At 71.4% G+C, this 12,513-nt stretch carries 11 protein-coding genes; 7 read left to right on the top strand and 4 right to left on the bottom strand.

The features are described from left to right. The first annotated feature begins 12 nt into the window (after positions 1–12). The 4 genes from IGS69_RS20415 (at position 13) to IGS69_RS20430 (ending at position 5,676) form a co-directional block, all read left to right on the top strand. Positions 13–2,949 (top strand): BTAD domain-containing putative transcriptional regulator, encoded by a 2,937-nt coding sequence (locus IGS69_RS20415; RefSeq protein ID WP_385863301.1) that lies wholly within the window; start codon positions 13–15, stop codon positions 2,947–2,949. After that, on the top strand, positions 2,946–3,674 hold the full coding sequence (locus IGS69_RS20420) for a prepilin peptidase (protein ID WP_190901907.1): 729 nt from the start codon (positions 2,946–2,948) through the stop codon (positions 3,672–3,674). Before IGS69_RS20415 ends, IGS69_RS20420 begins: the two co-directional genes overlap by 4 nt. Before the next feature lie 70 nt (positions 3,675–3,744). Next, on the top strand, positions 3,745–4,944 hold the full coding sequence (mqnC, locus tag IGS69_RS20425) for a cyclic dehypoxanthinyl futalosine synthase (protein ID WP_190901908.1): 1,200 nt from the start codon (positions 3,745–3,747) through the stop codon (positions 4,942–4,944). A 24-nt stretch (positions 4,945–4,968) separates the two neighbouring features. Next, a complete protein-coding gene (locus IGS69_RS20430; protein WP_190901910.1) occupies positions 4,969–5,676 on the top strand; it encodes an imidazolonepropionase-like domain-containing protein in 708 nt (235 codons plus the stop codon). A 55-nt stretch (positions 5,677–5,731) separates the two neighbouring features. Here IGS69_RS20430 and IGS69_RS20435 read toward each other — a convergent pair whose 3' ends face one another. Then, the gene (locus IGS69_RS20435) at positions 5,732–6,754 is read right to left on the bottom strand and encodes a chitinase (RefSeq protein ID WP_190901912.1); all 1,023 of its coding nucleotides are present in this window, start codon (positions 6,752–6,754) and stop codon (positions 5,732–5,734) included. Between the two features lie 396 nt (positions 6,755–7,150). Here IGS69_RS20435 and IGS69_RS20440 point away from each other — a divergent pair, with 396 nt between their 5' ends. Beyond that, positions 7,151–7,846, top strand: a complete 696-nt coding sequence (locus tag IGS69_RS20440) for a demethylmenaquinone methyltransferase (RefSeq protein WP_190901914.1) — start codon at positions 7,151–7,153, stop codon at positions 7,844–7,846. 39 nt (positions 7,847–7,885) lie between these two features. Here the strand turns inward: IGS69_RS20440 and IGS69_RS20445 are convergent, their stop codons facing one another. Both IGS69_RS20445 and IGS69_RS20450 read right to left on the bottom strand, forming a co-directional pair. Next, positions 7,886–8,197: a PASTA domain-containing protein gene (locus IGS69_RS20445; protein ID WP_190901916.1), complete on the bottom strand. Its 312-nt coding sequence runs from the start codon at positions 8,195–8,197 to the stop codon at positions 7,886–7,888. A 110-nt stretch (positions 8,198–8,307) separates the two neighbouring features. Beyond that, positions 8,308–8,832 (bottom strand): GNAT family N-acetyltransferase, encoded by a 525-nt coding sequence (locus tag IGS69_RS20450; RefSeq protein ID WP_190901918.1) that lies wholly within the window; start codon positions 8,830–8,832, stop codon positions 8,308–8,310. A gap of 100 nt (positions 8,833–8,932) precedes the next feature. Here IGS69_RS20450 and IGS69_RS20455 point away from each other — a divergent pair, with 100 nt between their 5' ends. Continuing rightward, on the top strand, positions 8,933–10,225 hold the full coding sequence (locus IGS69_RS20455; RefSeq protein WP_190901920.1) for a geranylgeranyl reductase family protein: 1,293 nt from the start codon (positions 8,933–8,935) through the stop codon (positions 10,223–10,225). 368 nt (positions 10,226–10,593) lie between these two features. Here IGS69_RS20455 and IGS69_RS20460 read toward each other — a convergent pair whose 3' ends face one another. Next, positions 10,594–11,424, bottom strand: coding sequence for a C40 family peptidase (locus IGS69_RS20460; RefSeq protein WP_190901922.1), 831 nt, complete (start codon positions 11,422–11,424; stop codon positions 10,594–10,596). Between the two features lie 724 nt (positions 11,425–12,148). Here IGS69_RS20460 and IGS69_RS20465 point away from each other — a divergent pair. Continuing rightward, positions 12,149–12,508, top strand: coding sequence for an NADH-quinone oxidoreductase subunit A (locus IGS69_RS20465; protein WP_003974383.1), 360 nt, complete (start codon positions 12,149–12,151; stop codon positions 12,506–12,508). Positions 12,509–12,513: the final 5 nt, after the last annotated feature.

Genomic DNA, 12,513 nt, shown 5'->3' on the forward strand with positions numbered 1-12,513 from the left:
ACCCCGCAGCCCGTGCGGATCCGGCGGCGGTCGTTCGGGGACTTCGTGAAGGCGTTCCTCGCCTTCCTCGCCCTGGCCGTACTGCTCGTCGGCGTGCCGGGCGCGCTGGCCACGCAGATCGGGTGGCCGCTGCCCAGCGGGGTGCCCAGTTTCGACTGGCTGCAGCAAGAGATCACCGTCCACACGTTCCTGAACATCCTCACCGTCATCGTGTGGCTGGCGTGGGCGCAGTTCACGGCGTGCGTGCTCGTGGAGATGAAGGCGGCTCTGTCGGGCGTCGGCGTGCCGGGCCGGGTGCCGGGTGCGGGGCCGAGTCAGCTGCTGGCGCGCCAGCTCGTCGCCGCGCTGCTGCTCGTCGGCGCGACCGCCGCCAGCTTCACGCCCGGGCTGTCACAGCTCGGGAACGCCTACGACGCCAACCAGAAGCCGACCGTTGCGGCCGCCCAGGCCACCCCGGGCATCTTCGCCCAGCAGCAGGAGCAGGCCTCCGGCGCCGCGGCGGCCCTCGCCGAGCAGGCGTCGCACGCCGCCGCCCACGCCGACGCCGGCGGCAGCACCGCCAAGCAGGGCGACACGAAGTACTACCGGATCCAGCCGCCCGAGGGGCGTCACCACGACTCCCTCTGGGAGATAGCCCAACGGCACCTCGGTGACGGGCGCCGCTACAAGGAGATCTTCGAGCTCAACAAGGACCGCGTGCAGCCGGACGGGTCCAAGCTCTCCGAGGCCAGTCTCATCCGGCCCGGCTGGATCATGGAGATGCCGGGCGACGCCCGCGGCGGCGACCTCGTCGAGATGCCCGACGAGGCACCCAACGTGTCGCCGGACGTGCAGCAGCAGATCAGCGACTACGCCCGGACCGGGGACCACGCCCAGGGCGGCGGCGGCTCCGGCGCCCAGGGGGGAGGCTCTGGAGCTCAGGGCGGCGGACACGAGCACGCCGGTGGCGGTGGACACGAACAAGCCGGTGGCGCCACCCAGGTGTCCGTCCCCGACCAGCAGCGGCCCGCCCCCGACACCGGGCACCAGCAGGCCACCCCCGTCGGCGCCGAGTCCGACAGCTCCTTCGGTCTCCCCGAAGCCCTCCTCACCGCCCCCCTGCTCGCCGCCGGTCTCCTCGGCGCCCTGGGCCGGCGGCGCCGGCAGGCGCTGTGGCAGTCGGCGTTCGGGGCCGTCGGCGGCCGGCGCGGCATGGAGCCGCCCACCCCGAGCGGTGACGCGCAGGACGTCCAGGACGCGCTGCTCGTCGGTGCCGACCCCGAGGGCGTCCGGCTGCTCGACCGCAGCCTGCGCGGCCTCGCCGCCGCCCTCGCCGAGGAGTCGCGCGCGCTGCCGGTCGTCTACGCGGCCTGGCTGAGCAACGGCGACCTGCACCTCCAGCTCGCCCAGCCCGCCGGGAAGCCCCCGGCCCCCTGGCAGCAGGGCCAGGACCAGACGTTCTGGATGCTGTCGCGGACCGACGCCGAGCGCTACGAGGACGTCGACACCGCCGCGCCCTACCCGGGTCTCGTCAGCCTCGGCACGATGGACGACTCGCGGCTGCTGCTCAACCTGGAGGCCGTGCCCGGCATCGTGTCGCTGAGCGGCCGGGAGGCCGACCGGGCCGCCGTCTTCGCGTCCGTCGCCGCCGAGTTGGCGACCAACGGCTGGTCCGACCGCATGACCATCACCCTCGTCGGGTTCGGCGAGGACCTCACCCCGCTCGCCCCGAACCGGATCCGTCACCTCGAGGACATCGAGGCGCTCGTCGAGACGATGGAGGCCGAGACGCGGCAGCGGCGCGGAGCGCTCGGCGCCGCCGGGCACGACTCCGTCCTCACCGGACGCACCGGGCCCGCCCAGCACACCCGCTGGGCCCCGCACCTCGTCCTGCTCGCCGCCCAGCCGTCCGCCGAGGACGCCGTCACCCTCGCCGAACTGGCCGCCGACGCGAGCCGTCTCGGCATCGGCTACCTCGTCGGCACCGAGACCGGCGATCTGCCGGGCGCCGCCTGGGAGATGGAGATCACCGGCGAGGGCAAGCTGCTCGCGCCGCTCCTCGGGCTCGAACTCGACGCGCAGTTGCTGCCGGTCGCCCAGCAGCGGGCCGTGGTCGAGCTGTTCGTGGAGGCCGACCCGGAGCGCGAGAGCGACGGGCCCGCGACCACGCCGCCGTTCCTCGTCGACATCAGCGAGCAGGGGCGTCCGGCCGTGTACGCGCGGCTCGTCGGACCGTACGAGATCATCGGCCTGGACACCCCGGACGGGGAGCGCAGTGCCCTGCTGCACGAGGCGCTCGCCCTGCTGCTCCTGCACCGCGAGGGCGTCCACCCGCGGGTGCTGTCCTCCGCGCTGTGGCCGCGCGGCGTCACCGACGACGTGCGCAGCGCGCTGCTGGACCGGCTGCGGATCTGGCTCGGCACCGACCCCGACGGCACGCCCCGCCTCGGCAGGGACGCGAGCGGGCGGCTCACCCTCGCCAAGACCGTCGTCTCCGACCTGGACGTGCTGCGCTCCCTCTACCACGAGGCCACGCAGGGCAAGGGCGTCGACAGCCGGGCCGTGCGCGGGCGGCTGCTCACCGACGCACTGGTGCTGGTGCGCGGGCCGCTGCTCGCCGACCGGCCCGAAGGGCGCTACCGGTGGCTCACCCACGAGATCGTCGACGCCCAGCTGCCGCTGCTCGTCGCGGACACGGGCCTCGCGCTGTGCGAGTTCCACATGGAGAAGAACCGCGCGGAGAAGGCGATCGAGGCGCTGAACGCGGCCCTGCGCACCGCTCCGGCCGACGAGCGCCTGTGGCACGAGCTGCTGCGCGCCACCCACTCCACCGGCGACTCGGAGCGGCTGACCGGACTCGCCACCGACCTCATCGGCCGCAGCGGGGCCCGCGGGCTGCCGCCGCGCACCGAGGCGCTGCTCGACGAGCTGCTGCCGACGTGGCGTGACGCGATCGCCGCGACGGGATGAGCATCTGGGTGCTGGTCGCCGCCGCCGCGCTGTGGGGCGCGGCGGCCGGAGCGCTGCTGCCGCGCGCGGCCTACCGGTTCTCGGCGCCCTCGGGTGAGGCATGGCGGGAGGCGTGCCCCGGCGGGCACGCCCTGGGCGGCTGGCTGGGGCGCGCGGCGTGCCCGGAATGCGCGGAGCGCGGATACGGGCCCCGTACGACCCCCCTGGTGATCGCCACCGCCCTGGTCTGCGCCGTCCTCGCCGCCGCGACCGGCACCCGCCCCGAGCTCGGCGTCTGGCTGCTGCTCGCCCCGGTCGGGGTGCTGCTCACGGTCGTCGACTTCCGCGTACGGCGCCTGCCCGACCCGCTCACCCTCCCCTTCGCCGCCGCCGCTCTGGCCCTGCTGGGCCTCACCGCCCTCGTCCCCGAGCACGCGGGCGTCTGGACGACCGCCCTGCTCGGCTCCCTCGCGCTGGGCGGCGGCTACTTCGTCCTGTTCCTCGTCAACCCCGCGGGCATGGGCTTCGGCGACGTCAAACTCGCCCTCGGCGCCGGTGCGGCCCTCGGCTGGTACGGCTGGCCGACGGTCATGCTCGGCACGTTCGCCGGCTTCCTCCTGGGCGCGCTGTACGGCGCCGCCCTGGTCGTCACCCGCCGGGCCACCCGCAAGACGGCCATCCCCTTCGGCCCGTTCCTGATCACGGGGGCGTACCTGGGGCTTCTCGTGGGTTCCCGCACGGCCTGACGTCCAGCCCGCCGAACCCCTGGCGTACGCTGGGCTGGTCCGTCCACAACCCTTACGAAAGGGACGCCCGGTGACCGAGAAGGCCGACCTTCAGCCCATCCTCGACCGCGCAGCCGCCGGTGGGCGGATCACCCCGGACGAGGCTCTCGTGCTGTACCGGGACGCCCCGCTGCACGCGCTGGGCGCCGCCGCCGACGCCGTACGCCGCCGCCGGTACGCCGGGACCGAGCACATCGCGACGTACATCATCGAGCGCAACATCAACTACACGAACGTGTGCGTCACGGCGTGCAAGTTCTGCGCGTTCTACGCCCCGCCGAAGGCCAAGGACAAGGGCTGGACGCGCGACCTGGACGACATCCTGCGCCGCTGCGCGGAGACCGTCGAGCTGGGCGGCACGCAGATCATGTTCCAGGGCGGGCACCACCCGGACTACGGCGTGGAGTACTACGAGAAGCACTTCGCGGCGATCAAGAAGGAATTCCCGCAGCTGGTCATCCACAGCCTGGGCGCCTCCGAGGTCGAGCACATGGCCCGGATCTCCAAGGTGAGCGTGGACGAGGCCATCCAGCGCATTCACGCCGCCGGCCTCGACTCCTTCGCCGGCGCCGGTGCCGAGCTGCTGCCCGAGCGGCCCCGCAAGGCCATCGCCCCGCTGAAGGAGTCCGGCGAGCGCTGGCTGGAGATCATGGAGATCGCGCACAACCTGGGCGTGGAATCCACCTCCACCATGCTGATGGGCACCGGCGAGACCAACGCCGAGCGCATCGAGCACCTGCGGATGATCCGGGACGTCCAGGACCGCACGGGCGGCTTCCGCGCCTTCATCCCGTACACGTACCAGCCCGAGAACAACCATCTGAAGGGCCGCACGCAGGCGACGCTCTTCGAGTACCTGCGGATGATCGCCATCGCGCGGCTGTTCATGGACAACATCGCCCACATCCAGGGCTCCTGGCTGACCACGGGCAAGGAGGTCGGGCAGCTCTCCCTGCACTACGGCGCCGACGACCTCGGCTCGATCATGCTGGAGGAGAACGTGGTGTCGTCGGCCGGTGCCAAGCACCGGTCCAACCGGATGGAGATCATCGATCTGATCCGGAAGGCGGGCCGGGTGCCCGCCCAGCGCGCGACCACCTACGAGCACCTCGTCGTCCACGACGACCCGGCGAACGACCCGGTCGACGACCGCGTCGTCTCGCACATCTCCTCCACGGCCATCGAGGGCGGCACGGCTCACCCCGAGCTGAAGCTGCTGGCGCCCAACTGACCCGGCCGCGCTGACGATTCGACCGTGCTGACGATTCACGCCGCCCCGCTGGTCCTCCCGGCGGGCGCGGCACCCGGCATGGACGCACCCGGCATGGACGCACCCGGCATGGGCGCACCCGTCGTGGACGGCGCCGTGGCGGTCGACGGTGACCGGGTCATCGCCGTGGGGCCCTACGACGAGGTCGCCGAGGACGCGCCCGGCGCGCGGGTGCGGCGCTGGCCCGGCGTGCTCACCCCGGGCCTGCGCCAGTGGCACCCGCTGTGGCTGCTGCGCCAGTGCTACCACCCCGACCCCCGTGAGGCCGACGAGCTGGGCGAACAGCCCTTGTGGGGCGAGCGGCTGGCCGCCCTGGGCGACCTCACCGAGGCCCGCTGGTCGGGCAGTGTGCGGCGCGGTGTGCAGCGGATGCTGCGCTACGGCACGACCGCGGTCGCCTCACCCGGCGCCCGCTTCCGCGATCCGGTGGTGGCCACGGCCGTCGCCCGCTCAGGTCTGACCGTCGTGGGGACCGCTGGGGCTCCCGGAATGCTGCTCGGTGAGCGGCCCGACCTCGACCCGTTCGCGGAGGGGTACGACCTCCCGGGCACGGTCCACGGCCCGTTGACCGTGGGCGGCCGGGCCGACCTGGCCGTGTTCGACGTGCCCGACGAGGCGGCCCTGCGCGAGCGCGGCGCGGCGACCTGTGTGGCGACCGTGCTGGCGGGCCGGCTGGTGTACCGGGCCCGCTGACCGGGCCGACTGGTGTACCGGGCCCGCTGACCCGGCCCCCTGTTCCACGGCCGGCTCAGCCCGCGAAGGCCTTCCCGAACGCCCCCGGCCCCTGCGTCACCCCGCTGCAATTCACCGCCGCCTTGGACGACTTGGAGCCGTCCGCGCACTGCCGGTCCCGGGCCGTCGACCACATCGACACCCAGGCGATGCCCTTCTCCTCGGCGAACTCCCGCACCTCCGCGGCGTCCCCGAGGGTGAAGGTCTCGTTGCCGACGTCGTTGACGCCGATCATCGAGGTGAGCGCCATGCCCTGCCAGGCGGTCGCGTCGGAGGTGCCGAAGACCTTCTTCAGCTGGGTGTGCGCGGCCTTTGCGGAGGTGAGGGCGTAGCCGCCCATGTCACCGTCGTAGGAAGAGCCGTAGTTCATCGTCATGAGGTTGACGGTGGAGACCTGCACGCCGTTGTCGTTGGCGGAGGCGAGGAGCGCCAGGCCGTCCTTGTCGAGGCCCGAGGGCATCACCGGGAGCGTGAACGAGACCTGAAGGCCGGTCCGTTCCTCCTGCAACCGTGCGATCGCCTTCGAACGCAGGGCGACGGACGCGGAGTCGGAGAGCTCGTCGCCCTCGATGTCGAAGTCGGCGAGGGTGGTGCCGGCCGCGTCCAGGGCCTTGCCGTACGCCGCCGCCAGCTCCGCGGCGCTGTCGCAGTTCGCCGCGAGTTCCCTGCCGGAGGCGCCGCCGAAGGAGACCCGGACCCGGCCGCCGTCCGCCTTGAGTTTCGCGATCCGGGAGGTGACCTTCGCGTCGCCGATGGCGTGCGTGCCGTTCCAGCGCGGGGTGCAGGCGTCGCCGTCGGCTATGACGAACGCCAGGTTGTACGTCCTGGGGGAGCCGGCCGAGTCGGTGCCGGCGGCCTCGGTGGCGCTGACGTACGGGGCGTACGAGGTGCCGGCCGCGGCCGTCGCCGTGGGAGACGCGGCGGACGTCGGCGCCCCGGTGGCCGGAGGGGCCGCGTCGCCCTGCCCGGAGCATGCGGCGGTGGCGAGGGCGAGCAGACAGCCCAGCCCGGCCGCCGCCGGTTTCCGGTAACTCCTCATGACGTGCGCTCCCGTTCTCGTGAGGTCAGGGTAGGACAGGAAGTACGTTTCCCGGCAGCAAACGTCTCACGGTGTCGGTTGCGCGCGACGAGTTCCGCGGGCATTCCCGAGAACTCTCAGAGAAAGGACAGCTTCCGTTGTTTCTCATGGCTCTCTCACAAGAAAACCCGAGTTTAGTGCACATGAAGGCGCCCTACTGTCCGGGGAATGCATTCCGAGCCTGCCATCGAAAACCGCGCCCCTCGCGGTCGCCGCCGCAAACGCGGAAACGGGTCCGCGGAAGGTCCCGTGTTCGTTGATCGCGGGGTTCGTGCTGCTGTGCGGCTGGGTGGAGGACGTGGCGGCACGGAGGAAGCCGAGGCTCCTGCCCTGAGGACGTGCTGCAAGAATGGGCCCGTGACCCGCGCATCCCTGGACAAGCAGCCGCACGAAGTCGCCTCGATGTTCGACGACGTGGCGGCACGGTACGACCTGACCAACGACGTGCTGTCCCTCGGCCAGGACCGGCGATGGCGCAAGGAGGTCGCCAAGGCGGTCGACGCCCGCCCGGCGCAGAAGATCCTCGACCTGGCGGCGGGCACGGGCACCTCCTCGCTGCCCTTCGCCCGCACCGGCGCCTACGTCGTCCCCTGCGACTTCTCCCAGGGCATGCTCCAGGTCGGCAAGGAGCGCCAGCCCTGGCTGCCGTACACCGCCGGCGACGCGACGCGGCTCCCGTTCAAGGACGACACCTTCGACGCCGTCACCATCTCCTTCGGGCTGCGCAACGTGCAGGACACCGACGCGGGCCTGCGCGAGATGCTCCGGGTGACCCGGCCCGGCGGGCGGATCGTGATCTGCGAGTTCTCGCACCCGACGTGGGCGCCGTTCCGCACGGTGTACACCGAGTACCTGATGCGCGCCCTGCCGCCGGTCGCCCGGGCCGTGTCCTCCAGCCCCGACGCCTACGTCTACCTCGCCGAGTCCATCCGCGCCTGGCCCGACCAGCCCGCACTCGCCGAACGGCTGGGCAAGGCCGGCTGGTCGCGGGTGGCCTGGCGCAACCTGAGCGGCGGCATCGTCGCCCTGCACCGGGGCTTCAAGGCCGAGTGAGGCCGGGGTCCGCCGGCCTCGGGCCGGGACCTGTCGGCCCTAGGGCGAGCTGAGGACCATGTAGGGATCGCCCGGCTCGTCCAGCTCGCGCTGGAGACCGCCCCTGGGCGGACGCGGGATCCGCGGTTCGTGCACGCCCCCGCCGCCCTCACCGGGGCCGAAGTCGAACCACACGTAGACCATCGAGTCCCGCGGCACCTCGGCACCGGGCTGCGGGTACTGGCGTACGACGTAGTCGACGACGGCGAGAGGGAGCTCGGGCCGGTCCGGTGCGGTGAGGAGGAGGCCCTGCGCCCGGGCCGTCTCCCGCGCGTCCACGGCCATCAGGCCGACCAGACGCGGTACGCGCACTTCGGGTGTTTTGTGGGATATCTGCACAGATGTCACCCCCAGCGGTACAGGAAGGGTAACTCCCGCCCCGTACCGACCGGAAGCGACCGATGTCGGTCTGTGACAGTCGACTACTCTCCGTCAACAGACTGGAGTTCGAGCCGGTAGCAGTGACCCTCCCGCTGCGAGGCCGGGGTCGTGAACGTCTCCGCGAGGCGCATCCCGAGGCGCTTGGTCACCGCGATGGACCGGCTGTTGCGGGCGTCGACCATCGCGACGACGCCCGGGACGCCGCTGGCCCGCATCCGCTCCAGCGTCTGCAGCGCGGCGGCGGTGACGTAGCCCTTGCCCCAGTGCTCCCGGCCCAGCCGCCAGCCGATCTCGATCTCCCCGGCCGGGCGCCAGGACCGCTCCCACGGCTGGGCGCCGGTGAAGCCGATGACCTGCCCCGACTCGTCGAGCACGGTCCACAGGCAGAAGCCGAGCTCCGCGTCGTGCCGGCGCTGGCGGGCGGTGAGCTCCTCGTAGACCGAGAGTTCCGCGGCCCGGCCGCCCTGGTACTCCATGACGTCCGGATCGTCGAAGATCCGGTGCCAGACGAACGCGTCCTCGTGGGTGGGAACGCGAAGCCGCACAGCGGGGAGAGCGCGATTCACAGAGGCAGCCCTTCAGCCGGGTGACGAATGCTGCTGCATAGACTGCCCATGTCCAGTGCCGGTCGGCACGCAAGATTGACGAACTTGGGGAGATCCCGCCGTGACCGTCGTGACCGAGCCCCTCTCCGAGAACACCGCCGATGTGATCGTCGTGGGCGCGGGGCCGGCCGGCTCCACCACCGCCTACCACCTCGCCAAGGCCGGACTCGACGTCCTCCTGCTGGAGAAGACCGAGTTCCCCCGCGAGAAGGTCTGCGGCGACGGCCTCACCCCGCGCGCCGTCAAGCAGCTGGTCGCGATGGGCATCGACATCTCGGAGGAGGCCGGCTGGCTGCGCAACAAGGGCCTGCGCATCATCGGCGGCGGGGTGCGGCTCCAGCTCGACTGGCCGGATCTCGCCTCCTTCCCCGACTACGGCCTCGTCCGCAAGCGCGACGACTTCGACGAGCAGCTCGCCCACAACGCCCAGAAGGCCGGTGCCCGGCTCTTCGAGCGGTGCAACGTGGGCGCGCCGATCCTGGACGAGCGCACGGGCCGCATCACCGGGGTGCACGCCAAGCTCGGTGAGGACAAGCGCGAGGTCACCTTCCACGCCCCGCTGGTGGTGGCCGCCGACGGCAACTCCACCCGGCTGTCCCTGGCGATGGGCCTGCACCGGCGCGAGGACCGCCCGATGGGCGTGGCGGTGCGCACGTACTTCACCAGCCCGCGCCACGACGACGACTACCTGGAGTCCTGGCTGGAGCTGTGGGACCGGCGCGGCCCGCAGGACCGGCTGCTGCCCGGCTACGGCTGGATCTTCGGCATGGGCGACGGCACGTCCAACGTCGGGCTCGGTGTCCTCAACACCTCAGACTCCTTCAAGGAGCTGGACTGGCGCGAGGTGCTGAAGGCCTGGTGCGCGTCCATGCCGGAGGACTGGGGCTACACCCCGGACAACATGACCGGCCCGATCCGCGGCGCCGCGCTCCCCATGGCCTTCAACCGCCAGCCGCACTACACCAAGGGCCTGCTGCTCGTCGGCGACGCCGGCGGCCTGGTGAACCCCTTCAACGGCGAGGGCATCGCCTACGCCATGGAGTCCGGCCAGATCGCCGCCGACGTCATCGTCCAGGCCCACGCCCGGCCGACCCCGGCGAGCCGCGAACTGGCCCTCCAGCGATACCCGCGCGTCCTGAAGGACACCTACGGCGGCTACTACACGCTCGGCCGGGCCTTCGTGAAGCTCATCGGCAACCCGAAGGTCATGCAGATCGCGGCCCAGCGCGGTCTCACGCACCCGATGTTGATGAAGTTCACCCTGAAGCTCCTCGCGAACCTCACCGACCCGACGGGCGGCGACGCGATGGACCGCATCATCAACGGGCTGAGCAGGGTGGCCCCCAAGGCCTGACCGGGCGTTCGACGCCTCGCTGCCGGCGGCCCGGCGCGCGTACACCGACGCGCGCCGGGCCGCCGTCTGCCGTCGTGCATGCAGGCAGTGATCGGTACGGCGTCAACACCCGGCCACGCCGGGACAATTCGGGCGCATGATGCCGGAGTGACAGGAGCGGACGGGCGTGCCGCGAGGTCACGTGGCCCCCAGGAGGGCCCTGAAGGCCCCTGGAGCGGCCCGGGGACGGGCCGAGAGGGTTACGGGGCTACGGGGCCCGAACGGCCCCGGACAGGCCGGGAGGGCCGGTGCCGTACAGCGGCAACGGCCCTCGAGCCCGAACGTACAAATGTGTCAGACGTGTCAGACGGGTCAGACGACGCGTGACGTCACAGGACGCGGACCGCGCCCGACGCCGGGTAGCCCGACAGGTCCTGGATGACGACGCCCTTGGACGGGTTGGCCGCGTCCAGGTACTGGCCGTTCCCGATGTAGACACCCACGTGGTACGCGGAGCCCTTGCCGCCCCAGTACAGGATGTCGCCGACCTGGACGCTAGAGAGCGGCACGTCCGTGCCGGCCATCGACTGGTCCTGCGAGACGCGCGGCAGATCCACACCAACCTGCTTGTACGCGGCCTGCACGAGGGAGGAGCAGTCCCAGGCATTGGGACCGGTGGCGCCCATGACGTAGGCGTCGCCCACCTGGGCCTTGAGGAACGCGACGACCGTCGCGACGCTGCCGCTGGCGGGCGCCGACACGGAGGTCGAGGTGGACGCGGAGGCGGAGAGGGTGGTGCGCTCGGCGCTGCGCGTGGCGCGCTCGGCGGCGGCCTTGCGGGCGGCCTCGGCGGCCTTCTTCTTGGCCTCGGCCTTCTTCGCGGCGGCGAGGTCCTTCTTGGCTTCCGCGGCGGCCTCGGCGGCGGCCGCGTCACGCTCGGCGCGCAGCTCGTAGTTCGCGGCGGCCTGCTGGGTGGCGGCCGCGGACTGGGCGACCTGAGCGGACAGGTCGGCCGTCAGGGTGGGCAGTTCGATGGTCTGCGTCACCGGCTCGGCGGCGCTCGCCGAGGCCGACGCACCCGCCGCTGCCATGCTGAGAACACCACCGGCGACTCCGGCACGCACGGCGATCGAAGAGGTCGCGCTGCGGCGGGGTTTCCGGTGGCTGCGTATGTGAGCGGTGTGGGACATGGGAACAACCGGTACCAGGGGCTCCTTCATATCTTCAAGAAACGTGTGCTGCGCCACAGTTGTTCAACCGGGCCCTCAAAAACCCCCGACGAGCCCCTTTATTGACGCCGTAACGGACATTGCGGGCGGTCCGTGATCGGCCTGTGATCACGGTGTTTGATCAATACGCCCGAATTGCCCCGCGCCTACCACCGGTTGGGTTGATTGGCCAAGCCCCGTTCTCATGGATCTCTCATCCATGTGACGGAGGTCACGGAACGGCTGCCCCGCCGGTCGCGTCCCGGTACATCGATCACGACCGGGTCACGGCCTCCCGAAGATCGTGAACGCGTGCACGCGTCCACACCCCGCCTCGCATCCCCCCTGATGTGTGAACGCGCTTCTATCAAGAGATCAAGTCCATCGCCAATTTGCATGCAAGAGAACCCTCTTGATATTGAGACGACCCCTCCGGCCTGCACTGACGAGCCAAAATGTCACCTCTCGTGATCACTCGGACGCTTCGCGTGTGAAGATCACCGCTCATCCGACTTCATGATCGATCGTCAGGTGGTGGAGATCACAAAGGTTGAGTAATACCCCGTGTCGCAGATCACAGAGCGTCGGGCATAAGATGCACGCGGTTGGGCTTGTGACCTGCTTCACATGTTCCCGATCTTCGTCGGGGCGGGCGGGGTTCGAGGGACAGGTGGGACGGATGTGAGCCCGATGCACACCGCCAGCAGTCAGTGCCGACTGAGAGGAGCGAGGAGCGGTGAACGCTTATGCGCCCATCCTCGTACTGGGAGCCCTCGGGGCAGGCTTTGCGATCTTCTCCGTGGTCATGGCCACGTTGATCGGGCCCAAGCGGTACAACCGCGCCAAGCTCGAGGCCTACGAGTGCGGTATCGAGCCGACCCCCACGCCGGCCGGCGGCGGGCGGTTCCCCATCAAGTACTACCTGACGGCGATGCTCTTCATCATTTTCGATATCGAGATCGTCTTCCTCTACCCCTGGGCCGTCACCTTCGACGCCCTGGGGATCTTCGGGCTCGTGGAGATGCTGCTCTTCGTGCTCACCGTCTTCGTCGCGTACGCGTACGTATGGCGGCGCGGCGGCCTGGAATGGGACTGAGGGGC

The sequence above is a fragment of the Streptomyces tuirus genome, assembly GCF_014701095.1.
In the GTDB taxonomy this organism is placed as follows: domain Bacteria; phylum Actinomycetota; class Actinomycetes; order Streptomycetales; family Streptomycetaceae; genus Streptomyces; species Streptomyces tuirus.